At 71.5% G+C, this 23511-nt stretch carries 23 protein-coding genes; 13 read left to right on the top strand and 10 right to left on the bottom strand.

Annotated features, from left to right (window positions below):
* Window position 1: 1 nt before the first annotated feature.
* From ACQPZQ_RS12950 to ACQPZQ_RS12940, 3 genes are read right to left on the bottom strand one after another with little or no spacing between them, the layout of a single operon-like run.
* Entirely contained in the window at window positions 2–1147 is a 1146-nt protein-coding gene (locus ACQPZQ_RS12950) for a vWA domain-containing protein (protein WP_433295360.1), read from the bottom strand.
* On the bottom strand, window positions 1144–2040 hold the full coding sequence (locus ACQPZQ_RS12945; protein WP_433295358.1) for an AAA family ATPase: 897 nt from the start codon (window positions 2038–2040) through the stop codon (window positions 1144–1146). Before ACQPZQ_RS12945 ends, ACQPZQ_RS12950 begins: the two co-directional genes overlap by 4 nt.
* Before the next feature lie 32 nt (window positions 2041–2072).
* Entirely contained in the window at window positions 2073–2378 is a 306-nt protein-coding gene (locus tag ACQPZQ_RS12940) for a hypothetical protein (protein ID WP_433295356.1), read from the bottom strand.
* A 129-nt stretch (window positions 2379–2507) separates the two neighbouring features.
* On the opposite strand from ACQPZQ_RS12940, the gene ACQPZQ_RS12935 reads away from it, so the two are divergent.
* The 6 genes from ACQPZQ_RS12935 (at window position 2508) to ACQPZQ_RS12910 (ending at window position 8223) form a co-directional block, all read left to right on the top strand.
* On the top strand, window positions 2508–3455 hold the full coding sequence (locus ACQPZQ_RS12935; protein ID WP_433295354.1) for a LysR family transcriptional regulator: 948 nt from the start codon (window positions 2508–2510) through the stop codon (window positions 3453–3455).
* A 283-nt stretch (window positions 3456–3738) separates the two neighbouring features.
* On the top strand, window positions 3739–5649 hold the full coding sequence (locus tag ACQPZQ_RS12930; protein WP_433295352.1) for an ATP-binding protein: 1911 nt from the start codon (window positions 3739–3741) through the stop codon (window positions 5647–5649).
* A gap of 20 nt (window positions 5650–5669) precedes the next feature.
* Entirely contained in the window at window positions 5670–6047 is a 378-nt protein-coding gene (locus ACQPZQ_RS12925) for a roadblock/LC7 domain-containing protein (protein ID WP_433299162.1), read from the top strand.
* On the top strand, window positions 6047–6424 hold the full coding sequence (locus ACQPZQ_RS12920) for a DUF742 domain-containing protein (RefSeq protein ID WP_433295350.1): 378 nt from the start codon (window positions 6047–6049) through the stop codon (window positions 6422–6424). Before ACQPZQ_RS12925 ends, ACQPZQ_RS12920 begins: the two co-directional genes overlap by 1 nt.
* Window positions 6414–6983 (top strand): GTP-binding protein, encoded by a 570-nt coding sequence (locus tag ACQPZQ_RS12915; RefSeq protein ID WP_433295348.1) that lies wholly within the window; start codon window positions 6414–6416, stop codon window positions 6981–6983. Before ACQPZQ_RS12920 ends, ACQPZQ_RS12915 begins: the two co-directional genes overlap by 11 nt.
* Window positions 6984–7035: 52 nt before the next feature.
* Window positions 7036–8223 carry a winged helix DNA-binding domain-containing protein gene (locus ACQPZQ_RS12910; RefSeq protein WP_433295346.1) on the top strand — a complete coding sequence of 396 codons (1188 nt, stop codon included), beginning with the start codon at window positions 7036–7038 and terminating at the stop codon, window positions 8221–8223.
* 15 nt (window positions 8224–8238) lie between these two features.
* On the opposite strand, the gene ACQPZQ_RS12905 is transcribed toward ACQPZQ_RS12910, so the two are convergent.
* Window positions 8239–9510, bottom strand: coding sequence for a PucR family transcriptional regulator (locus ACQPZQ_RS12905; protein WP_433295344.1), 1272 nt, complete (start codon window positions 9508–9510; stop codon window positions 8239–8241).
* 173 nt (window positions 9511–9683) lie between these two features.
* Here ACQPZQ_RS12905 and ACQPZQ_RS12900 point away from each other — a divergent pair, with 173 nt between their 5' ends.
* The 5 genes from ACQPZQ_RS12900 to ACQPZQ_RS12880 are packed head-to-tail and all read left to right on the top strand — an operon-like array spanning window position 9684 to window position 14607.
* Window positions 9684–10499, top strand: a complete 816-nt coding sequence (locus ACQPZQ_RS12900) for an ABC transporter ATP-binding protein (RefSeq protein WP_433295342.1) — start codon at window positions 9684–9686, stop codon at window positions 10497–10499.
* A complete protein-coding gene (locus tag ACQPZQ_RS12895) occupies window positions 10496–11215 on the top strand; it encodes an ABC transporter ATP-binding protein (protein ID WP_433295340.1) in 720 nt (239 codons plus the stop codon). The genes ACQPZQ_RS12900 and ACQPZQ_RS12895 overlap by 4 nt, the downstream gene beginning before the upstream one ends.
* A 34-nt stretch (window positions 11216–11249) precedes the next feature.
* Window positions 11250–12128 (top strand): branched-chain amino acid ABC transporter permease, encoded by an 879-nt coding sequence (locus tag ACQPZQ_RS12890; protein ID WP_433295338.1) that lies wholly within the window; start codon window positions 11250–11252, stop codon window positions 12126–12128.
* Window positions 12128–13279: a branched-chain amino acid ABC transporter permease gene (locus tag ACQPZQ_RS12885; RefSeq protein WP_433295336.1), complete on the top strand. Its 1152-nt coding sequence runs from the start codon at window positions 12128–12130 to the stop codon at window positions 13277–13279. Before ACQPZQ_RS12890 ends, ACQPZQ_RS12885 begins: the two co-directional genes overlap by 1 nt.
* Window positions 13276–14607 (top strand): ABC transporter substrate-binding protein, encoded by a 1332-nt coding sequence (locus ACQPZQ_RS12880; RefSeq protein WP_433295334.1) that lies wholly within the window; start codon window positions 13276–13278, stop codon window positions 14605–14607. Before ACQPZQ_RS12885 ends, ACQPZQ_RS12880 begins: the two co-directional genes overlap by 4 nt.
* Before the next feature lie 93 nt (window positions 14608–14700).
* Here the strand turns inward: ACQPZQ_RS12880 and ACQPZQ_RS12875 are convergent, their stop codons facing one another.
* Complete coding sequence (locus ACQPZQ_RS12875) at window positions 14701–15660, bottom strand: ring-cleaving dioxygenase (RefSeq protein WP_433295332.1); 960 nt, start codon at window positions 15658–15660, stop codon at window positions 14701–14703.
* 118 nt (window positions 15661–15778) lie between these two features.
* Here ACQPZQ_RS12875 and ACQPZQ_RS12870 point away from each other — a divergent pair, with 118 nt between their 5' ends.
* On the top strand, window positions 15779–16522 hold the full coding sequence (locus tag ACQPZQ_RS12870) for an HpcH/HpaI aldolase family protein (protein WP_433295330.1): 744 nt from the start codon (window positions 15779–15781) through the stop codon (window positions 16520–16522).
* A gap of 24 nt (window positions 16523–16546) precedes the next feature.
* Window positions 16547–17011, top strand: a complete 465-nt coding sequence (locus tag ACQPZQ_RS12865; RefSeq protein ID WP_433295328.1) for a group II truncated hemoglobin — start codon at window positions 16547–16549, stop codon at window positions 17009–17011.
* On the opposite strand, the gene ACQPZQ_RS12860 is transcribed toward ACQPZQ_RS12865, so the two are convergent.
* From ACQPZQ_RS12860 to ACQPZQ_RS12840, 5 genes are all read right to left on the bottom strand, one after another.
* Window positions 16999–18456, bottom strand: coding sequence for a CoA-binding protein (locus ACQPZQ_RS12860; protein WP_433295326.1), 1458 nt, complete (start codon window positions 18454–18456; stop codon window positions 16999–17001). The genes ACQPZQ_RS12865 and ACQPZQ_RS12860 overlap by 13 nt on opposite strands.
* Window positions 18453–19634, bottom strand: coding sequence for an acyl-CoA dehydrogenase family protein (locus ACQPZQ_RS12855; protein WP_433295324.1), 1182 nt, complete (start codon window positions 19632–19634; stop codon window positions 18453–18455). Before ACQPZQ_RS12855 ends, ACQPZQ_RS12860 begins: the two co-directional genes overlap by 4 nt.
* 40 nt (window positions 19635–19674) lie before the next feature.
* Window positions 19675–20460, bottom strand: coding sequence for an enoyl-CoA hydratase/isomerase family protein (locus ACQPZQ_RS12850; RefSeq protein ID WP_433295322.1), 786 nt, complete (start codon window positions 20458–20460; stop codon window positions 19675–19677).
* A 27-nt stretch (window positions 20461–20487) separates the two neighbouring features.
* Entirely contained in the window at window positions 20488–21789 is a 1302-nt protein-coding gene (locus ACQPZQ_RS12845) for an MFS transporter (RefSeq protein WP_433295320.1), read from the bottom strand.
* A 95-nt stretch (window positions 21790–21884) separates the two neighbouring features.
* Window positions 21885–22556: a GntR family transcriptional regulator gene (locus tag ACQPZQ_RS12840; RefSeq protein ID WP_433295318.1), complete on the bottom strand. Its 672-nt coding sequence runs from the start codon at window positions 22554–22556 to the stop codon at window positions 21885–21887.
* Between the last annotated feature and the right edge of the window lie 955 nt (window positions 22557–23511).

Genomic DNA, 23511 nt, shown 5'->3' with positions numbered 1-23511 from the left:
CTCACCGGGCCAGCGTCGGGAGCAGCTCCGCGAGCTCGGCGAGGCTGCTCAGATCGTGCCCGGACAACAGGACGTCGATGTGCGGCTCGGCCACCATCATTCCGACGGTCCGCGGCCGGTGACCCGGGTCGTCGCCCCGGTGCGGGTTCATCCAGACGACGTGGTGGCACAGCCGGCTCAGCCGTTCCATGGCGGTGGCGAGTGTGTCGGGGGTGCCGCGGTCCAGGCCGTCGGAGCAGATGACGACCACGCCCCCGCGACAGACGCCGCGCCTGCCCCAGCCGCGCACGAACTCGTCGAGCGAGTCACCGATGCGGGTGCCGCCCTCCCAGTCGACGACCAGCTCTGCGGCCTCCGCCAACGCCTGGTCCGGGCTGCGGCGCTGGAGTGGGACGGTGATCCGCGTCAGCCGGGTGCCGAAACAGAACACCTCCACACGCTGCGTCGCCCGCCGAGCCGAGTGGGCGAACTGCAGGAGCGCGCGCGAGTAGTCGGCCATCGAGCCGGAGACGTCGAGGATGAGCACGAGCGGGCGCAGCTTGTGTCGTCGCAGCTTCCACCGCAGGTGGACCGGCTCGCCGTGCATCCGTAGCGACTCCCGCACGGTCCGGCGCAGGTCGGGACGGCGGCCGCGCGACGACGGACGGGTCCGGCGGGTGCGGCGCTGCGGCGGGGTGAGCCGGATCCGCTCCATGATCCGCCGCAACGCTGCGAGCTCCTCGGGGGTGCAGGCGGCGAACGACTTGTGCCGCAGCGTCTCGACGTTCGACGCCACGAGCCCGAGCAGCGCCTCGTCCTCCTCCTGCTCCGAGCCGGCCGGGTCGACGGCCGGGACCTGGAGAACGGCCTCGGACTCGGCGGTGGACCTGGCGGTGAGCTGGTGCAGCTCCTCGACGGGGTTGCGCTCGCCCAGGAAGAACTCGCGGAAGACGTCGTCGTATCCGGCGATGTCCTCGTGGCGGCTGATCAGCGTGGTGCGTCCGGCCCAGTAGAGGTCGACGAGGTCGGTGGGGTCGAGCGGGACCATGGCCGCGCAGTACGTGGAGATGTCCCCCGAGCCGACCGAGATCCCCCGCGCCCGCAGCGCGCGGCCGAACGCGACGAGCACGCGTACGAGCTCGTGGCCTGCGGTCCGGGTGCCGGTCACGCCTGCGACGTGATCTCGTCGAGGTTGTCGCGGGCCAGCTCCATGTCCTCCCGCTCCTTGAGCACCGAGCCGAGCGTGAGGTCGGCGGCGTCGGCGGTCAGCGTGGTCTCGCCGAGGAAGGCCAGCGTGCGCGCCCAGTCGATCGTCTCCGCGACGCCGGGCGGCTTGGCGAGATCGAGCTCGCGCAGCCGGTGCACCGCGGCCACGACCTTGCGGGCGAGCGCCTCGCTCACCCCCGGCCGGCGGACCAGGACGATCTCGACCTCCCGATCGATCGACGGGTAATCGATCCAGTGGTACATGCACCGTCGCTTCAGGGCGTCGTGCAGCTCGCGGGTGCGGTTGGAGGTGAGCACGACGAAGGGCGGGGCTGCTGCTGTGATCGTGCCGACCTCCGGGATGGTGATCTGGAAGTCCGACAGCACCTCCAGCAGGAAGGCCTCGAACTCGTCGTCGGCGCGGTCGATCTCGTCGATCAGCAGCACGGCGCGATCACCGGACCGGACCGCCTGCAGCAGGGGCCGCTCCAGCAGGAACCGTGGCCCGAACAGCTTGTCGACGGCTGAGTCGTCTCCCGGATCCTCGTTCTCGCCGACGGTCGCGCGCTCCGACATGGCCCGGATGTGCAGCAGCTGCCGGGCGTAGTCCCACTCATAGAGCGCCTGGCTCGTGTCGATGCCCTCGTAGCACTGCAGACGGATCAGGTCGCGTCCCAGGACGCCGGCCAGCACCTTGGCGATCTCGGTCTTGCCGACTCCCGGCTCGCCTTCGAGAAGGAGCGGGCGCTGCAGCGACAGCGCGACGAACACGGCCGTCGACAGCCCGCGGTCGGCGAGGTACTGGCCCCGGCGCAGCGTCTCGGTCAGTTCGGCGACGCTGGTGGGTGCGATCACGGTCGGGGTCCTCCAGCTGCCGGGTGCGGGCTTCAGCGCTCGTTCTTCTCCGACCCCATGACGAGGTCGCGCACGCTCCTGGCGCCGGGGACGATCTTGCCCTCGCGGGCGAGCCGATCGCGCCATGCGCTGCGGAGATCGTCGCCGACGGGGCCGGCGGTGGAGTCGGTGTCGGCGCCGCCGTTCGCGATGCCGCCGAAGCCGATGTTCTTCATGTTCTTGCACACCTTGGTGGTGCTGGGTGCCTCGATGTCGGCGGCGGACTGGCGCCGGGCCCTCCAGATGCCGCGCAGCACCGGCAGCGCCTCGCTGTCGGGGGCGTCGCTCTCGTGGGTCATGTCCGCACCCTCCTCGCCGCACTGCGGGAAGACATCAGCGTAGTCGCGGACCATGCTGCTGGGCCCCGGGACAAGGGGCAATCGGTGAATAACCCTTTGCTTAGCCGTGCGCTGGGTCACAATTCACCCATGACGCTGACGCAGCTGAGCGCCTTCGTGCTGGTCGCCCGGCTCGGCTCGGTGAAGGCCGCCGCGAGCGCGCTCGGGGTGAGCGAGCCCGCCGTCTCCCAGGCGCTCGCCGCCCTGCGCAAGTACCTCGACGATCCCCTCCTCACGCGCAGCGGCGGCGGGATGGCGATGACGGCGGGCGGGAGCAGGCTGTTGACGATCGCCGCGCAGATGGTCTCTCTCGGCGCCGAGGCCGAGTCGGCCGTCCGGTCGGCGAAGGGTGCCGCCGAGCAGCTGCGGCTGGTAGCGCCGAGCGCCATCGTCGAGTTCGTCGCGGGCCCGCTGGCCGATGCGTTCACCGCACGCTCGGCCGGATCGATCGAGGTGTCGGCGGGGGTGTCGGCCACCGCGGAGATGGCCGTGCTGGTCTCGCAGCGTCTCGCCGACGTGGCGCTGGGCCCCTATCTGGGCGCCGACCGCAGCTTGGGGCTGGTCAGCGAGCCGATCTTCCGCTGCAGGCTCGTGGTGCTCGCGTCGCCCGACGCCCGGTTGCGCGGCTCACCCGCGGGGTGGCCGTGGCTGGTCGAGCCTGCGGCCACCGACCCGGGCAGCGACGTCAGCCGGCTGCTGCGCGGGCTCGGCGTGCCCGAGTCGCGTCTGAGCGTCTTCCCCAACCAGACCGCGGCGTGGGAGGCCGCGAGCCGCGGGGCCGGCGTCGCCCCGGGCATCGCCCACCTCGCCGTGCACCAGTTGCGCCGCCGCGAACTGCAGGTGGTGGACGTTCCGGGCACCCCGCTGGAGCTGTGCTGGCACGCCACCACCCCGCCGGTCGACCGGCGCTCGGCCGCGGCGGCCTCGTTGCGCCATTTCCTCGGCACCCCCGAAGCGATGAAGCTACTGCGATCTCCCGGCGCGGGAGTGCCGCCGTCGCGGTTCCGGCCCCCTGTGTATGTGACGATCTGGAGCTGACCGGGGCGCGGGGAGCCCGCCGCCCTCCCCCGTTCCTCGTAACCCGCTACACCATCGAGTGTCCACCAATAGGCCGGGCGCGTGCATTTTTCTGTCATTCCGTGAGCGGTTCTTCACACTGCGTCAGACCGCTGTAGCCTCGCCACCACTCCCCAGTGACGAGGTCTCAGGAACGGTGCGACACACGATGTGGAGATCGGTCCTCGATACGCTCCCCCGCGGTTACTCCCTCGATGAGAGGGACTGGCAACGCAGGCACCGACTCCTCCTGGGGGTCCTCGCCATGCACGTTCCGGGGCTCGCCCTGTTCGGCCTGCTCCTGCGACACCCGCCGCTGACGGTGGCATACGTGCTGGTCACCCCGGTCGTCTGCCTGGCGTTCGGGTACTGGCTGCGACGCAGGCGCGGCACGGCATCAGTGCTCGTGACAGCGGGGCTCGTGTACTCGTCGGCCGCACTGGTGGGGCTGACCGGAGGCACCATCGAGGCGCACTTCCATTTCTTCATCATCATCGGATTCATCGCGCTGTACCAGCACTGGGCGCCTTTCCTGTTCAACATCATTTTTACGGTGATCAGTCACGGGATCGGCTCGGCGTGGCACCAGACATTGATCTTCAACCATCCCGCGGCGCAGGCGAATCCGTGGCTCTGGTCGGCGATCCACGGTGTGGCCGTCCTTCTCGCCTGTGTGGGCATGTCGCTCTTCTGGCGGGTCACGGAGGAATCGCAGCGGGAGAAGGACACGCTGTCGCGCCGGCTCTCAGACGCCGAGATCGGCCGCCGCCAGTTCACCTCGGATCTGCTGGTGAACCTCGCGCGGCGCAACCAGAGCATGCTCTACCGGCAGCTCGACATCATCAACCAGCTCGAGGAGTCCGAACGCGACCCGGACGCGCTGGCCGAGCTGTTCAAGCTCGACCACCTGGCCACCCGGGTCCGTCGCAACGCCGAGAGCCTGCTGGTGCTCTCGGGTGAGCAGCCGTCCCGTACGTGGAGCGCGCCGGTGCCGCTGCGTGACGTCGCGCGAGCGGCCGTCGCGGAGATCGAGCACCTCGAACGCGTCGTCCTCGTGGTCGACGAGCACCCGGCCGTCTCCGGGCGCAGCGTCACCGACCTGACACACCTCATCGCCGAGCTCACCGAGAACGCGGTGCGGTTCTCCCCGCCGGACACGGTCGTCACCATCCGCTCCTGCCCCGACCGCGACACCCGCGGCGGCCATCTGGTCAGCGTGGAGGACTGGGGCCTCGGGATGCCGCGGGACGAGCTGGCCGCCACCAACGCGCTCCTCGCCGACCCGCCGGAAGTCGACCTCTCGGTCGCGCAACGCCTCGGGTTCCACGTCGTCGCCCGGCTCTCCGCGCGGCACGGCATTCGCGTGTCGCTCACCGCGCTGCCCGGGTCGGGGCTGACCGCGATGCTGGCGTTGCCCGCCAGGTTGTTCGAGCCCCCGCTGCTCGACGACCCACCGCCGAAGACCCAGCTGTTCGCGCCGTCGATGTCCGAGCCGGTGTCGGCCGCACCGACCCGTAACCTGCCGGCACAGTCAGCACCGGCGACGTCCCCCCCGAACAGGACGGTCCGGCCCACGGCCCGAAACGGATCGACGCCGGTGGTCGGCACCACGCGGAACGGGTCGTCGTCCGCCCGGCGCGTTCCGGCCGCGCCGGTCCGGCGCCGCCCGCCCGAACCCGTGCCCGCCCCCGAGACCACCTGGCCCGGCTGGTGGGACCGGCCCCTCGCCGGTCCCACCAGCACCACCCCGGCGGGCAACCTCCAGACCAGCGGCACCGTCACCCCCGCCGAGCATGCCCCGCCGGCGGCCGTGGCGGTGCCGTTTCCTCGCCGTCCGACCCCCACCGGCGGCACGCCGGCCCCCGACCGTTTCCCAGCCATCACCGCCGTCACCCGGGTGCCGGCGCCTCGACTCGCTGAGCCGGCGGACCCACCCCCACCTGGCGCCGCACTGCCACCTCCGGACCGGCCTGACCACGACCCGGCGGGCAGGCACACCCTCCGCCGGCGCGTCCCCCAGGCGAGCCTGGCTGCGGGTTTGCGCGAGCCCGATCAGCGCGTCGTACCCGCGGATCACAACACGACGACGGGGAGCGCGGACGCGCTCTCCCGCTACCAGGCCGGTCGGCGGGCCGCGCTCGCCATCGCGGAGAACGAGAGTGGAGGGGTGTCGTGACCGACGGGGCGCTCAACTGGATGCTCGTCGAGTTCGCCCGGGAGACGCCGGGTGTCGAGCAGGTGGTCGTCGTCTCCGGTGACGGGCTGCGGCTCGCCACGTCCCCCGGGGTTGACGATGACCTCGCCGACCAGCTCGCGGCAGCGGCGTCCGGGCTCGTCAGCCTGGCCCGTGGAACGGCGCAGCTGCTGAACGCCGGACCGGTGTGCCAGACGATCCTCGAGATGGACGAGGGCTACCTGTTCGTCACCGCGATCAGCCAGGGCGCCACTCTCGCCGTGCATGCCGCGCGGCGCTGCGACATCGGGATGGTCGGCTACGAGATGACCTTGCTGGCCGCCCGCGTCGGGCACGCGCTGGCCCCGGCGACGCGCGCCGGAGCCGGGAACCTTTCGTGATGCGGCCGGGCGGATCGGCGGGGCACGCCACCCCGGAGCGCCACGACGACCGCGTCGTCCCCGTGTACGCCGTGACGGGAGGCCGCACTCGCTCCGCCGGGCCCGACCTCCCGGTCGAGTCGCTCGTGGTCGCGACCGACCGGTGGGCCGGAGACCTGCAGAAGGAACACCGCATGATCGTCGAGCTGGCCGCGCGCCCGGTGTCGCTCATCGAGGTCGGCGCGCGGCTGCGGGTGCCGGTCGGGGTGGCCAGGGTGCTTGTCAGCGACCTGGCCGACGCCGGATTCCTCATGGTCCACACCCCGCCGCGGGCCGCGGACGGCGGCCCCACGCCCGCGATGCTGCAGCGCTTGCTGGACGGTCTCCGTGCCTACTGACGACGCCGCCCCGGCAGCGCTGAAGATCGTCGTGGCCGGCGGGTTCGGGGTCGGGAAGACGACGTTGGTGCGTGCTCTGTCCGAGATCCCGCCGCTGCTGACCGAGGAGGCGTTGACCGCAGCATCGGTGGGGGTCGACGACGTGACGGCGCTGCCGGGTAAGCGCACCACGACCGTCGCGATGGACTTCGGCCGGATCACGGTCGACGACGCGCTGATCCTGTACCTCTTCGGCACGCCGGGCCAGGAACGCTTCTGGTTCATGTGGGACGAGCTCGCCCGCGGCTGCGTCGGAGCGGTCGTACTCGTCGATCTGCACCGGATCGAGGAGTGCTTCCCGTCCGTCGACTACTGCGAGAACCGGCGACTGCCGTTCGTCGTCGCGCTGAACCTCTTCCCGGGAACGTCCACCTTCCCGGTCGAGATCGTGCGTGACGCACTCGCGCTCGCCCCGGAGGTCCCGATCCTGAGGATGGACGCCCGCAACGGCGACTCCTGCCTCTCGACGGTGATCACGCTGGTCGAGCACGCGCTGGAGCGCACGACGGTGGTGCACTGAGGGCACGGACCGCCCCCGGTTCGCCGGTGACGAATGGTCCATGATCCTGCACATGGCGGCTGATCCGGTCATCACCACAGCACAGCGGCGCGCGCGGCTCGGTCAGCGCCATCTCCTCGCCCCCGGGCGTTCCGCACCGGGCTCGGTGTCCGGGGTGGTCGAGGTCGCCGACGCGCTCGTCGCCCTGCACGCCACCGACCCCGCGTCCGTCGTGCTTGCGGTGCTCGCGCGATCGGCCGCCGACGTCCCGACGGTCGAGCGGGCCCTGCACGACGAGCGCGCCCTGCTCCGGATGCTGTCGATGCGGCGCACGGTGTGGGTGGTGGCGCTCGACGTCGCCCCGGTGGTGCAGGCCGCGTGCACGCTCGACGTCGCCGCCGTGCAGCGCCGCAGGCTCGTGGAGCACATCGAGCGGGCCGGGGTGATCCAGGACGGGGCGACGTGGCTCGCCGACGTCGAGGCCTCGGCGTTGCAGGCGCTGATCAAGCGTGGTGAGGCCACGGCGGTGGAACTGGTGGCGGACGAGCCCCGGCTGCGCACCCAGATCGTCGTGCCTCCCGACGACACCCCGCAGAACATGACGAGCCGAGCCCTGCTCGTACTGGCGGCGGACGGCCACATCGTCCGCGGCCGTCCCCTCGGCAGCTGGACGTCCACGCAGTACCGCTGGTCACCGGTGTCGGCGTGGTGGCCGGACGGCTTTCCCGCGCTGGAGCCGGACGCCGCACGCACGGAGTTGGCGCGGCGGTGGCTCACCGCGTTCGGTCCCGCGCCGGTCGCCGACCTGAAGTGGTGGACGGGCTGGACGATGGCGCGCACCCGCGCCGCGCTCGCCGCGGTGGGTGCCGTGCCCGTCGACCTCGACGGCGTCCCGGGCGTGGTGCTGCCCGACGACGTCGAGCCCGTGGCGGAACCCGAGCCGTGGGTGGCGCTGCTCCCGGGGCTCGACCCGACGCCGATGGGCTGGCAGGAGCGCGGCTGGTACCTCGGGCAGCACAAGGCCCCGCTGTTCGACCGCAGTGGCAACATCGGCCCGACGGTGTGGTGCGACGGCAGGATCGTCGGCGGCTGGGCGCACCGCGCGGACGGCACGGTGGCGCTGCGGCTGCTCGAGGACATCGGCGCCGAGGCGACCGCCGCCGTGCACGCGGCGGCCGAGCGGCTCGCGGCCCGGGTGGGCGGCGTACGGGTCACGCCGCGGTTCCGCACGCCGCTGGAGCGCGAGCTCGTCAGCTCCTGACAACGTTTCCGCTGGTCAGCGGTCAGCCGGAAATCCACCCGCCCGCGCAGCCATCACCCCGAGGGTGAGCAGCAGCCGGTCGCGCGGATCAGCGATGGAGCGGCCGGTGGCCGCCTCGATCCGCCGCATCCGGTAGATCACGGTGTTGCGGTGGCAGAACAGCGCCGCGGCGGCGTGGGTCGGCGAGCCGCCGTTCGCCAGCAGCTCCTGCAGGGTGTCGAGGAGCATGTCCCGGTCGGCGGCGGGCAGGTCCAGCAGGCCGCCCAGCGCGCTCTGCACCACCCGGGGCACCAGCTCCGGGCTGTCCACCAGCAGCGCCTCGGGCAGCCGCTCGTCGAGCACCACCAGACCGGGCTCGACCAGGGTGCGGGCCGCCGTGTGAGCCATCCGGTAGCCCGCGTCGATCGCGCCCAGGCCGTCGACCACCGGGGAGACGCCGACCCGGCCCTCGGCGCACGGGCGCAACGCCTCGACGGCCACCTCGGGCGGGCGTGACCCGAGCGCCACCAGGCCGACCTCGTCGCGCGGGCGCATGAACCAGGCCGAGACGATGCCGTGGGCCGCCAGCGCCTCCAGCGGCGACCGCAGTGGATCCTCGCCGGTCGGTTCGAGCGGCGTCACCACACACAACATCGGGCCGCGCTCCGGCATCCCGAGCACGGTGGCCGCCTCCCGGAGGAACGCCGGGTCGCTCCCGCGGCCCTCGATGAGGCCGTCGATCACGGCGTGGCGCCTGCTCAGGTCGTGGCTCTGCAAGCGCAGTTCCTCGAGCCGGTAGGCCTCGACCAGCGCTGTGGCACTGCTGTCGTTGACGCGCCAGACGTAGCTCGCCGCGTCGAGCAGCGCGCTGTCGTACCGCCCCGAGAAGCGGCCGCGGGAAGTGTTGAGCAGGGCTTCCCACATGACGCGCCCGCCCAGCCGGTACGCCTTGAGCACCACCTCGAGCGGCACGCCCTGGCGCGCACGGAGGCGGCCGGTCCGCCGCGAGGTGTCCTCGGGGTCCACGCCGCCCGGCACCTGCTCGGCGAGCGTCTGCACGCCGCGTTCCATGTTCGCGCGGCACGCGCTGCGCAGTTCCTCCACCATGTCGAGCTCGGCGTAGATCGGCTCGCGCTGCAGCACCATCACGGTGAGCCGGTCGGCCAGACCGTCGACCTCGCCGATCAACACGCCCCCGAGCACGCGCAGCGCCTCGGCGGATTCCTCGGGGAGGGGGCGCCGCGCGACGCCCGTGCGCGTACCGGTGGCGCGGCGGCCTTCGCCGGCGGCCCGCCGGGTGGGGATCATCCCGGCACTGTGCAACAGACCGCACAGCGCCGTCCACTACCGCGGGCGCAGTGCCCAGTCCATCGCTGGGGATCTTGGGCTCTGAGCACATGGTGCGGACTGGGCGCAGCGCCCAAAGTTGGGCCACCCCGGTGATCGGGGTCACCCGCCGCCCGCACCCGGGAGACGCCCACGTGTCACTGTCGACATCGCCCACCGGGCCGACGACGTCCCCGGACGCGTCGGCCGTCTTCGCGGTCAGCGGGATCGGGGTCCGGTTCGGCGGCCTCGTCGCGCTGGACGACGTATCGCTCACGGTCGGCCCGGGCGAGGTGCACGGCGTGATCGGGCCGAACGGCGCGGGCAAGACCACCCTCTTCAACGTCTGCTGCGGCTTCGTCCGCCCCGACACGGGCACGGTGCTGCGCCACGGCAGGCCCGTACGCGACCTGCGGCCCCACCAGCTCGCGGGGATGGGCATCGCGCGCACCCTGCAGGGCGTGGGGCTCTTCCGCGGGCTCAACGTGGTGGAGAACGTGATGGTCGGCGCCGACCGGCACCGCCGGGCCGGTTTCGCCGCCACGCTGTTCGCGTTGCGCACGTCGGACCGCGACGAACGGGCGCTGCGCGAGCGCGCGATGGCCGCGCTCACCGAGCTCGGGGCCGACGGCTACGCCACCCGGTTGCCCGGCAGCCTCCCGTACCCGGTGCAGAAGCGGGTCGCACTCGCACGGGCGCTCGCGACCGCGCCCGACCTGCTGCTGCTCGACGAACCCGCGAGCGGCCTGAGCGGCGACGAGATGAGCGAGCTCGGCGAGCTGATCCGGAGGTTGACGGGCCGGATGTCGGTGGTGCTGGTGGAGCACCACATGGACCTGGTGATGTCGGTCTGCGACCGGATCACCGTGCTCGACTTCGGCAAGGTCGTCGCCGACGGCACCCCCGACGAGGTGCGCGACGACCCCGCGGTGATCGACGCGTACCTGGGCGAGGAGGCCACTCATTCATGAGTACCGGGACGCTGGAGATCTCCGGCCTGACCACGGCCTACGGTCCGGTCACGGCGCTCGACTCCGTCGACATCACTGCCGAGCGAGGGCAGGTCACCGCTGTGCTGGGTGCCAACGGGGCCGGCAAGTCGACGCTCCTGCGCACGGTGTCCGGGCTGGTCCGGCCGGTGGCGGGGAAGGTGCTCCTGGACGGCACCGACCTGACCCGCGCTCCCGCCGAGGAGATCGCCCGCGCCGGTATCGCGCACGTCCCCGAGGGCCGCGGCGTCATCACCGAGCTCACGGTGGAGGAGAACCTGCGCCTCGGCGCACTGCTGGGCGCCTCCCGCAAGCGCACGGAGCACGACCTGGCCCGGGTGTACGAGATGTTCCCGGCGCTGGCTGAGCGGCGGCGCCGCGACGCGCACGTGCTCTCCGGCGGCGAGCGGCAGATGCTCGTGATCGGACGTGCCCTGCTGTCGGGTCCCGACGTCCTGCTGCTCGACGAGCCGTCACTCGGGCTGGCGCCCCGGATCGTCGCGCAGATCTTCGGGCTGCTGCGCGACCTGGTCGACAGCGAAGGGGTCACGGTGCTGCTCGTCGAGCAGAACGCGCGCAGCGCCCTCTCCATCGCCGACGTCGGGATCGTGCTCAACCTGGGCCGGGTGGTGGCCCGTGACAGCGCGGGCGCCCTCGCCGCCGACGACGGTCTGCGCCACGCGTACCTGGGCTTCTGATGCGCACGGTCACGAATCTCTGGAGAGGAGAGCAGTGCAGCAGTTCCTCAACGTCACGCTGACCGGGCTCGGCCAGGGCGCCGTCTACGCGGCTTTCGCGCTGGCCCTGGTGCTGATCTGGCGGTCCACCCGGATCGTCAACTTCGCACAGGGCGCGATGGCCATGTTCACCACCTATCTCGCGCTCACCGTGATCGAGGGCGGCCAGTCCTACTGGGTGGCGCTCGTGGTCGCGCTCGTCACCGGTCTGGTGCTGGGCGCCGGGATCGAGCGGCTGGTGGTCCGGCCGGTCGAGGGCGGACCGGAGCTCAACGCCGTGATCGTGACGCTGGGCCTGTTCGTGGCGCTGCAGGCGCTGGCCGCGATCCTGTTCGGCTCCACGTTCCAGTCCTTCCCCGCACCGTTCGACCTGCGCGGGTTCACCGTGGGCGGGGTCAACATCGCGTTCACCCCGAACAGCATCTACACCATCGTGGCCGTCGTCGTGGTGATGCTCGGCCTGGTGGCGCTCTTCCGCTTCACCGACCTCGGCCTGAAGATGCGGGCCGCCGCCTTCAACCAGGAGGTGTCGCGGCTGCTCGGCGTCCGCGTCGGTCGCATGCTCACGCTCGGCTGGGCGCTCGCCGCGGGCGTCGGGTCGCTGTCGGGCCTGCTGATCGCGGGCGGGAGCCTCGTCTTCCCCGCCTACATGGACGCCGTGATCGTCTACGGTTTCGTCGCGGCCGTGCTCGGCGGGCTCGACTCGCCGGCGGGCGCCGTGGTCGGTGGCCTGACGATCGGGCTGCTGCTGTCCTACGTGAGCGGTTACCTCGGCAGCGAACTAGTGGCGCTGGCGGCACTCGTCATCCTCGTCGCGGTGCTGCTGGTCCGTCCGCAGGGCCTGTTCGCCCGCACCGCGGCACGGAGGGTCTGATGTCCCAGCAGACCGACGAGCCCGCAGCCGCCGCACAGGCGTCCTCCCCGTCCGCGGCCGCGGCTCTACGGCCCCGCCGCCTGGACGCCCTGCGCCGCAGGCTGCCGCGCTCCACCTTCGGCCGGCACGCGCTGATCGTCGTCGTCGCGCTGGTCGCCGTGGTGCTCGTGCTGGAACTGACGAGCCCGTTCCGCAACTCGCAGTTCGCCACGATGTCCTACTACGCGATCGCCGCAGCGGGCCTCACCGTGCTCACCGGGCTCAACGGGCAGATCTCGCTCGGTCACGGCGCGCTGATGGCGGTCGGTGCGTACACCACCGGTCTGTTGCTCGGCGACGACGGCACGGGCCTCCCACTGCTGCTTGTCATGCTCATCGCGGCCGTCGTCACCGCGGTGGTCGGTGCGGTGGTCGGGGCGGCCGCTGCCCGGCTGCACGGGCCGTACCTGGCAGGCGCCACGCTCGCGCTGGCCGTCGCGGTGCCGGGGCTCGCGATCTACTTCGACCACACGCTCGGCGGCGAGCAGGGTCTCCCGGTCGCTTCGCCCGACGTGCCCGACTGGTTCTCCGACGCCGTCTACTTCCTCTCCGCCAACGAGACGCCCACCGCCAAGTACCTCGCCTACCTCGGTTGGGGGACGTTGCTGCTGGTGCTGCTGCTCCTGGCCAACCTGATGGCCGGGCGCACGGGACGGGTCTGGCGTGCCGTGCGCGACGACGAGGTCGCGGCGGAACTGGCGGGCATCCGGCTGGGCCGCGTCCGCGTGCTCGCGTTCGTGGTCAGCGCGGTCTGCGCCGGGCTGGCGGGGTCGGTGCTGGGCATCGTCGTGCGGCTGGCCGCGCCCAGCGGGTTCACCATCGTGCTGTCGCTGGGGTTGCTCACGGCGGTGGTCGTCGGTGGGCTCGGCAGCCTCGTCGGCGCTCTGCTCGGCAGCGCGCTGCTGGTGTTCCTGCCACCTGCCGTCACCAACATCGGTATCGGCGCGGGACTCGACGGCACCCAGGCAGCACAGCTCGCGCCGTTCGTCTACGGCGTGGTGCTCGTGCTCGTGATACTGCTCGCGCCGTCGGGGGCCGTGGGCGTGGTGAAACAGATCTGGAACCGAAGCCGGACGAACCGCCGGGAACCCTCGACGAGGAGGACAGGATGATCAGGAGAAGCAGGCGCTGGGCGCCGGCCGCGGCAGCGGTCGCGGCAGCGCTGGTTCTCACCGCGTGCGGCGCGGGCGGGCGGCCCGACGGCGGGTCCGGGGACGGCGCGGCGCCGTCCGTCGGGATCACGGAGACGTCGGTGAAGGTCGGGGGGCACTTCCCGCTCACCGGTGTGGCCGCGCCCGGCTACAGCGAGATCCCGACCGGGACGAAGGCCTACTTCGACTTCGTCAACGCCGCGGGCGGCGTGAACGGGCGGAAGATCGACTACGTCTACCGCGACGACGCCTATAATCCGACGCAGACCAGCCAGGTCGTCAACGAGCTCGTCCTGCAGGACCAGGTGTTCGCGATCCTCTCCGGGCTCGGCACGCCCACGCACTCCGCAGTGCTCGACTACCTGAACAGCGAGGGCGTTCCCGACCTGTTCGTCTCCTCCGGCTCGCTGCTGTGGGACCAGCCCGACAAGAACCCGCAGACCTTCGGCTGGCAGCCCGACTACGAGATCGAGGGCAAGATCGTCGGGCAGTACGTGTCACAGAACTTCCCGAACGCCAAGGTCGGGCTGTTCCTCCAGGACGACGACTTCGGGCGCGACGGCGAGCTCGGCGCCCGCCGGTTCCTCGACAAGCAGATCGTTGCGGCGGAGCGCTACACCCCCGGTAACACCGACGTGGCCCCGCAGATCGCGGCGCTGCAGGCGGCGGGAGCCGACCTCGTGATCGGCTTCAACGTGCCGTCCTACACCGCGCTCTCGCAGTTGCAGTCGCTGCGGCTGAACTACAAGCCGCAGTGGATCTACTCGAACGTCGGCTCCGACCCGGGCCTGGTCGGGTCGCTCCTGGCCCGCTTCTCCGAGGGCGCCGTTACCGACGCGTCGATGCTCGACGGCGTGATCACCACCGAGTACCTGCCCGGTGTGGACGCTCCGCAGGACCCGTGGACGCAGCTGTTCCAGAGGGTGTGGGACCAGTACGGCGGCGACGGCGACCTGACGAACTACCGCATCTACGGCATGTCCCAGGCCTACACGTTCGTGCAGGCTTTGCAGGCGGCCGGCGCCGATCCCACGCGCGAGAGCATCGTGCAGGCCATCGAGCGGTCGGGCGCGCAGTTCCAGGGGCCGTGGATGGCGCCGTTCCGGTTCTCGGCCGATCGGCACGCCGGCATCTCGGGAGTGGAGGTCACCCGCATCAAGGGAGGCGCCACGGAGAGCCTCACCCCTGTGCTGGTGACCGACAACGGTGACGCACCGATCACCGAGGCGACACAGCAGGAGACCGCACCACCGGCCAACGGCATTCCGACCGTGCCGGCCTCCGGCTGAGTCCCTGGCAACCGCTCCCCTGCGGTTCAGGAAGGCCATCGCCGGGCCGCGAGGTCCGGAGGTGGCTTTCCTGGACTCCCGGGAACGGCTCGGTCACGCCGACGAGGCCGGCTCATCCACCAGCAGCGGCGGGAGCGCGGCCGCGATCTGATCACGGTCGGGCTCGAGCCACGGTGGCAGCTTCAGCGAACGCCCCAGCTCCAGCAGCGGCTCGTCGACGGTGAAGCCCGGCCGGTCGGTCGCGATCTCCAGCAGCACTCCCCCGGGCTCGTGGAAGTAGATGGAGGTGAAGTACTGCCGATCGAGGATCTCGGTGACCCGCAGCCCGGCGTCGACCAACTCCTCGCGCCAGCGGGCCTGGGTGGCCTGGTCGGGCGCGCGCAGGGCGATGTGGTGCACGGTGCCGCCCGCCTGCAGGCCCCGCGGGCCCGGGTCGGCGGCCACGTCGACGACCGCCCCGGCACCCCCGTCTGCCATCACGAAACGCGCACGGTCGCCGTTCTCGCCCTGCAGACGCATCCCGAGCAGCCCCGCGAGCATCTCCGCGGTGGCGTCGGGCAGCCGCTCGGACAGCGTGAGGGAGTACAGGCCGCGCACCGCGTGCTCGGCGGGGACACGGGCGACGCCGTCCCAGCCCGACCGGGCGTCACCGGGTGCCGCGACGATGTCGATGACCAGGCCGTCGGGGTCGCGCAGCGTCAGCACCTCCTCTCCGTCTCGGGTGCGCGGGCCGTCGATCTCGAGGCCGAGGCCGGCGAGGTGGCGCTGCCACCAGCCCATCGACTCCGGCGGCACGCTGAACGCGGTGGCCGTGGTCAGCCCGCTGCCCTGACGCCCGGGGGGCACGCCCTGCCACGGGAAGAACGTCAGGAGCGTGGACGGCGCGCCCTGCGCGTCGCCGTAGTAGAGGTGGTAGGTGCCGGGAGCGTCGAAGTTCACCGTCCGCTTCACCAGCCGCAGCCCCAGCACCTGCGTGTAGAAGTCGACGTTGCGCTGTGGATCCGACGCGATCGCCGTGACGTGATGCAGACCGTGCGGAGCGATGTCGCTCATCCTCGTTCTCCCGTCATCCGATGACCGTGGTTGCATACGCAACGGACGCGCGCGGTTGTCCCCCTCTGTACTCGCTCGTTCACGTCGTGGCCAGGGGCGACGTGGCAGAGTTCGCGCTGTGAACGCTCCCCCTCTCGACCTGACGGCCGACATCGTCGGCGGCTGGCTGCAGCTGCCCGGTTCCGCATCCGCCGAGCTCATGGGCTCGGTCGGCTTCGGGTTCCTGTGCGTGGACCAGCAACACGGCCTGATCGGCGACGACGCACTCTTCCCGATGCTCCAGGCGCTGGACGCCACCGGCACGCCTGCCGTCGTGCGGGTCACGGGCAACGAGCCCAGTGCGATCGGGCGGGCCCTGGACCGCGGGGCCGCCGCGGTGATCGTGCCGCTGGTCGACACGGCCGAGGAGGCGGCGCGCGCCGTGGAGGCCTGCCACTACCCACCCCGCGGCGGGCGCAGCTACGGGCCCACCCGAGCGGCCTGGTCACCCGGCCGGCCCGACCCGCAGTGCATCGTCATGGTCGAGACGGTCGCGGCGGTCGAGGCGCTCCCGGAGATCGCGTCGGTCGACGGGCTCGACGCGGTGTTCGTCGGACCGTCGGATCTGGCCCTCAGCTCGGGGCGGCTGCCGCGAGCCCAGGACGACGCGGACTACGAGCAGATGCTGCGCAAGGTCGTCGCCGGCTGCCGTGACCGTGACCTTCCGGTCGGCATCTACTGCGGCACCCCCGCGCACGTGCACCGTTTCCGCGAGTTGGGGTTCACGTTCTTCGCACTGCAGTCCGAGGCGGCGATTCTCCGGGCGGCCGCACTGGCGCTCCTGACGGAAGCGCGCGAGGATGGGCGCGCATCAACGCCGTAATGAAGTAATTTCAGGAGTTCTTCTGTGACAGACACCGTCCCGACGCTCTACGACTGGTGTGGCGGGTCCGCCGCGTTGCACCGCCTCACCGATGTGTTCTACGACCGCGTGCTCGCCGACCCCGTGCTCGAACCCGTCTTCCGGCACATGGGCCCGAACCACCGCGACCACGTGGCCCGCTGGCTCGGCGAGGTGTTCGGCGGCCCCACCGACTACACCGACGAGCTCGGCGGCTACCCCGCGATGCTGAGCCACCACATCGGCCTCGGCATCACCGAGGAGCAGCGGGCGCGGTGGGCGACCCTCATCGCGGCGAGCGCCGACGAGGCGGGGCTCCCCGAGGACCCCGAGTTCCGCTCCGCCTTCGTCGCCTACGTGGAGTGGGGCACGCGCATCGCCCGGGAGAACGCGGCACCGGGCGCCACTCCCATGCAGAACGCGCCCACCCCCCGGTGGGGCTGGGGTGAGGCCCCGCCCTACCTCGGCTGATCGCGGGGCGCCAGTGCCGCCAGCGCGCCTGCCGCGCGGGCGGTGCTGGTGAAGTAGGCGATCCCGAGCTCCTCGAGGAGATCGATGCTGGCCTGGGCGGGCCTGGTGTAGCTGTAGATCACGAGCGGCACCGCCCGGGCCAGCGCGACGAGGTGCTCGCGCTCGCGTTCGAGCTGCTTCTGGTCGGCCAGCGTCGCCACCAGCACCACCGCGTCGACCTCGCCGCTCTCGGCGAGCAGCCGCACCACCGGGCTGATCCCGCCGAGCCCGAGCACCTGCGCCGTGGCGTCCACCGGGTTGGCCGGGCTGCCGTACGGCGGAATCCCCTCGCGCAGGCGCGCCTGCAGCCCGTCGGAGAGCAGCGGCACCTGCAGCCCGGCCGACACGAGGTCGTCGGCGAGCCAGGTGCCGGCGCCTCCGGACACGGTGACGATCCCGACCCGGGGTCCGGCGAGCCGGGTGGTGCGCGACAGCGCGAGGGCGAGATCGATCATGTGTTCCTGGTCGTGGGCCCGCAGGATGCCGGTCCGGTCCAACAGCTGGGCGTAGAGCGCCTCGTCGCCCGCGTCGTGCGCCGTGTGGGCGAGCGCGGCCCGCCTGCCCGCCTCGGTGTTCCCGACCTTCGCGACGACCACCGTCTTCTCCGCCGCGAGGGCGGCGTCGCCGAGCGCCGCGAGCCGCTCCGGCTCCGCCACGCCCTCGACGAACAGCAGCAGCACCCGTGTGTCCGGGTCGTACAACAGCGCCTCGGCGAGGTCGGTCAGGTCGACGTCCACCTCGTTGCCCGTGGTGACCACGTGGCTGAACCCGAGCCCCCGGCTGAGCCCGTCGTTGAACAGCGCGAATCCCAGCCCGCCGCTCTGCGCCACCACGGCGACGTCACCCCGGCGCAGCCGCACCAGGCCGCGCCGGTAGTCGATCGTGGGGCTGAACCCCAGCGGAACGTCGTCGACGACGTTGATCAGACCCTCGCCGTTGGGGCCGAGCACGCGCATGCCGGGGTGGCGCGCGCAGACGTCGGCGAGCGCCTGCTGCCGGTCGGCGGCGTCGGCCTGCTCGGCGAACCCGGAGCTGATCACCACGGCGAACCGGACGCCCGCCCGCCCGCAGGCGTCGAGCACCTCGACCACGCGACTCGCGTTCACCACCACGAGCACGACGTCGACCGGCCCGGGTACCGACTCGATGTCCGGGTAGCAGGGCACGCCGTCGATCTCGTCGTAGCGGGGGTTCACCGGGTACACCGCGCCGGCGTAGCCGTGCTGGGCGAGCACCCGCTGCGGGATCCCGCTGATCACCCCGGCGTTCGCCGAGGCACCGACGATCGCGACCGACGCGGGCCGCAGCAACCGCTCGACGTCGAGCGGCCGGGCGGCGAGCGGGCTCGTGGGCCCGGCGGGGCCGCCCGCGCCGTCGGCCGAGGTCCTGTCCGACGCCGTGGTCACGACGCCCTGCCCAGTGCAGCGGCACCCAGCATGTCCCGCGCGACGAGGAAGCGCTGGATCTCGCTCGGCCCCTCGACGACCCGGGCCACCCGCAGCCCGCGGAACCAGTGCTCGAGCGGCATCTCCTTGGTCATCCCCATCCCGCCGAGGATCTGCATCATCGCGTCGACGACCTGGTACCCGGCCTCGGTGGCGTAGACCTTCGCGATCGACGCCTTCGTGCGGGCGTCGCGGCCCTGGTCGGCCTCCCACGCGGCCTCCCAGGTCAGGTGTCGCGCCGCCGAGATCTGCATGCGCGCGTCGGCCAGCGGGAACTGCACGGCCTGCCGGGTGGCGAGCAGCGCCCCGAACGTCTCCCTCGTCTTCGCCCACTCCAGCGCGATGCGCACGGCCTCCTCGGCCACGCCTACCGCCTGGGCGGCGTAGCGCAACCGGCCGCGGACCAGCCACTCCTGGGCCAGGCCGAAGCCCTGACCCTCCTCACCCACCAGGTTCTCCGCCGGGACCTCGACGTTGTCGAACACGACCTCGGTGGTCCAGTGGTCGCGCAGCACGGGTACCGGGGTGATCGTCATCCCGGGCGTGCCGGAGTCGACGATGAAGGCGCTCATCCCGCGCCGCCCGGCCTCGCGGTCCGTGCGCGCGTAGACGATGCCGTACCGCGCCGTGTCCGCGCCGCTGGTCCACATCTTGTGGCCGTTGATCCGGTAGACGTCGCCGTCGCGCGTGGCGACGCTGCGGATGGCCCGCGCCGGGTCCGATCCACCCGTCGGCTCGCTGATCGCGCTGAACGCCGTCCAGGCGTTCTCGATCGTCGGACGCACGTACTCCTCGATCTGGCGCGGGCTGCCCTTGTAGAGGACGTTCGGCGGTTCGGAACCGAAGACGCCCGCCCCCGGCCGCGGGAAGCTGTAGCGGTGCTTGGCCATCTGTTCAGCCAGCACCACGCCCTCGAACACGCCGAGCCCACCGCCGCCGTACTCCTCCGGCGCCTCCAGGCACCAGAACCCCGCGGCGCGGGCCTTGGCCTGCAGCGTCCTGAGGTCGTCGATCGGCAGGCCGCGGGCGTCACCGGGCACGCCCGCCTCGACGGGAACGATCTCCTCCCGGACGAAGTCGGCGACCGTGTCCCGGAGCAGCCGCAGGTCGTCGGGCAGGTCGAATCCTGCGAACGTCATGCGTGCCTCCTTTCCAGGCCCTCCGCGGGCCCACTGTTGGTCAGCGCCCGACGAACCGGCCGGGGCGCTTCTCACGGAAGGCGGCGAGCGCCTCGGCGGAGTCCTCGGTGGAGGTGACCACCGCCATGTGCGAGGAGATGAGATCGAGCGCAGTGCGCAGGTCGGACCGCGCCGACTGGTAGACCGCACGCTTGATCGTCCGGATCGCCACCGGAGGGCCGTCGGCGATCTTGCGGGCCAGGGTGGAGACCGCGCCGGCGAGGTCCGCGTCGTCGACGACGTGGTTGGCGATCCCCAGCCTGCCCGCCTCCTCGGCGTCGATGAAGTCACCGGTGAGCAGCAGTTCCAGCGCCTTCGCCGTGCCGACCAGGCGCGGCAGGTAGTAGCAGCCACCGTCGCCGGGAACGAGGCCGACGCGGACGTATCCCTCCGACAACCGTGCCGAGCGGGCCATGATCCGCATGTCGCACATCAGCGCCATGTCCATCCCGGCGCCGACGGCCACCCCGTTGATCGCGGCGATCACCGGCTTGTCCAGGTCCTCCAGCGCGTAGGGGATCCGGTGGATCCGCTCGGTGAGGCTCTCCTTGCGCTGCAACGGCGTCGGAGGTGCGGCGCCGTCGCGACGGTCGAGGTCGACGCCCGAACAGAAGGCGTCACCGGCGCCGGTGAGCACCACGACCCGCACGTCCGGATCGGTACGCGCCTCGCGGAGCGCCTCCGCCCACACGTCGATCATGTCCATGGTGAAGGCGTTCTTGCGGTGCGGCCGGTTCAGCAGGATCGTGCCGATGCCGTCGGCGACGGTGTACTCCAGATCCGCCACGGGACACCTCCTCTCAATCTGTACTGATCAGTTGGGGGCCAGTAACCGCGACGGCGTGAGCTGGTCGAGCTCGCGCTGCGGCGGCAGGTTGCGCCCGCAGGCCATGACGACGGCACCTGCCAGCACCAGCGCCGCGGAGATCGCCGGAATCACCGCGGGCGTGCTCGACTCGATCAACGCACCGCCGATGATCGGCATGAACGACAAGGTCAGGAACGAGAAGCCGAGCGAGAACGACGTGCCGGTGCCCCGCAGCTCCGCGGGAAAGGACTCGGCGGTGTAGCGCGTGTAGCAGCCGAACGTGCCGTTCCCGAAGAACCCGAACGCGACGAGGCTGACCAGCGCCATCGAGTAGGTCAGGTGCGGCGTCACCAGAAGCGCCAACGCTCCAGCGGCGAGCACCGAGTAGCCGGTCATCAGCCATTTCGCCGGAAGGTGGTCGGCGAGAAAGCCGACGAGGACCTGACTGCCCAGCGCGACCCAGTTGCTCAGCCCGAACAGGAACGCCGCAGCCCCGATCCCGATCCCGTCGACGTGCACGAGGTAGGTGGTGACGACGCCGATGATCAGGCCGATCCCACCGTTGATGCAGAACCCGAACAGGCTGGTGACGATGGTCTGCCTGCGCAGCTGCGGGGAGAAGAGCTGGCGCCAGCCGGGCCGGTGGTTGACCTGCCGGCGCTCGGTCTCGGCGCGCACGGCCGTGAAGCTGCGGGACTCGCGCAGGAACCGCGCGGAGACCAGCACGATGAGCACCGGGGCGAAGGCCATCAGGAACAGCGGGCGCCAGCCGGAGGACGGCAGCAGCACCGCGGCGAGCGTGCCCGCGACGGCGGCGCCGAGCGGGTAGCCGGCCTGCACGAAGCCCATGATCAGCCCGCGGCGGCGGGCGGGCGCCTCCTCGGCGACGACGGTGTTCACCACCGGCTCGGTGAGGCCGTACGACGTCGCTGCGACGATCCGGACCAGCACGAACTGCCAGGCGGCGCCGACCACCGCCGTCAGGCCGCCGAAGATCCCGGTGCCCAGCAGCGACGCCTGGAAGCCCCAGCGCCTGCCCAGCCGGTCGATGAGACGCCCGCCGATCACGGGCGCCGCGAACGTCACGAAGGCGAAGATCCCGACCAGGTATTCCATTGTGGACAGCGACACGCCGAGCGCATCGGACAGCGACGGCACCGCGACACCGAGCATGGTCTGGTCCATCGAGACCAGGGCCCAGGCCAGGAAGCTGACGATGACCACGAAGGCGACGTAGCCGGAGCGCCGGGACGGTGGAGCGGATGCGGCCATCGGTACGTCCCCGGCGGGGGTCTGTGAAGCGGTCATCGTGCGTTCCTCCTCATCGAGCGCAGTGATGACGTTCCAGTGATGACGGGTGAGCGCGGCGCCGGCGTGGGCTGCGCCGGGCGTCGACGTGCGCGCTAACCGAGCACGGGGCCCGGCCGGGTGAGCACGTGGACCACGTCACGCTCGCTGGCGGCGCGGTGGCCGTCCATCACCTCGACCAGCCGCTCGACGTCCCGGTCGCCGAGCGCGGCGATGAGCGCGTCGTGCTCCGCGACGATCAGGGCGCGGGCCGAACGCTCCGAGCTGTAGACGGCGCGATAGGGGACGGTGCGGTCCCAGAGCCGGGAGACCTCGGCCACGACGTGACCGAGCCCGGCAGCGAGTCCGAAGATCCGGAAGTGGAACTCGCGGTTGAGCGAACGGAGCTCCCGCGAGGGCTGGTCGACCATCTCGGCCATCCGGGCGTTGAGCCCGGCGAGCAGCTCCAGCTCGGACTCCGGCACCGCCTCGACGCGGCGCAGCAGCTCGGACTCGAGCAGCCTGCGCATCAGGTAGAACTGCCCGAGCTCGTCGGCCGAGAGCCGCGTGACCTCGAACCCACCCGTCGGTGACGCCGTGACCAGCCCGTCGGCCTGCAGGTTCTTCAACGCCTCCCGCAGCGGAACCCGGCTCATGCCCAGCTGCTCCGCGAGCGCGAGCTGGCGGATGGGCTGGCCGGGCAGCAGCCCCCCGTCGTGGATCAGCTCACGGACCGCGAGGACGGCGCGCTCAGCGAGACTCGCCGTAGAGCTCGTGGTGGTCGGCATCGGGTCCCTCGTTCCTCCGCCTTGGCGGCCGCTTACTGAATACAGTCCTGAATACAGCTGGGTCAACAGGGGCTCCGGCCCCGCCTTGCGTGGAACACCATGCAGCCGAGCCGAAGATGGTCGATCATCCCTGGTCACCCGGGCAGCGGACGCTCACTTCACCACCGAGGCCGTCATCACCGACAAGCCGGAGAAGCCCCGGCCCTGGCTGGCGACCCGTCGGACGGACATGGACTTCTGAGCCGGTGCGCGCCGGGCCGGCCCGTTCAGTCCGGCCCGGCGCCCCCACAGACGGTGCAGTGACCGTCACGTCGGGATCGCTCCCGAATAATCAACCCGCACCGAACACCGATACAGCGCGAACGAACCAGCAGGCCTCTTTTTGGTTTTCACTGCCGGTGAACATCCCGGCGTAAACCACTGGAGGCAACTTCCGCGACGCAGCGAAAGGATACCGATATGAAAATCCTCCAGAGGATTCCAGACCGCGGGAGCCGCGACGCTCCATCACGGATTGGCGCTCAACCCCGTCTCAATCGGTGGGTTGCCAAGAAACTGAGCGTGATGGCAAACATCGGCAACTCGAGGTGACCAGTCGCATATTCTCGACCCCGCTCTCGTTCACCGAACCCAGCCGCGCGTCGCGAGAAGGAGGACTCCCTTGGCCATGGGTCAGGGCTCCTGCACCAGGCAGAGCAACCATCTCCGTGACTCAGCGAACCGTCAAGTCCACTTTCCTTGATTCAACGCTCCGTTTCGTCTGCGTCTGAACCTGTAGGCAGTACGTCCCTTTCAGCCCGTAAAATCCCCATACCGACCGCCCAACGAGCCATGATCACCCGGGCACCCCCCGCTGTAATGACTCTCAAGGCCGTTACACTCCACTGGACCGAACGGTGCTGAAGTCGACCACCAGTGTCTAGATAGCTCATCGTCCGACCCACGCCGTGTGGCC

Origin of the sequence: Pseudonocardia sp. CA-142604 (assembly GCF_050948475.1) — a bacterium.
In the GTDB taxonomy this organism is placed as follows: domain Bacteria; phylum Actinomycetota; class Actinomycetes; order Mycobacteriales; family Pseudonocardiaceae; genus Pseudonocardia; species Pseudonocardia alaniniphila.
Note: the sequence above shows the minus strand (reverse complement) of the source record. Positions and strands in the feature narration are given on the sequence as shown.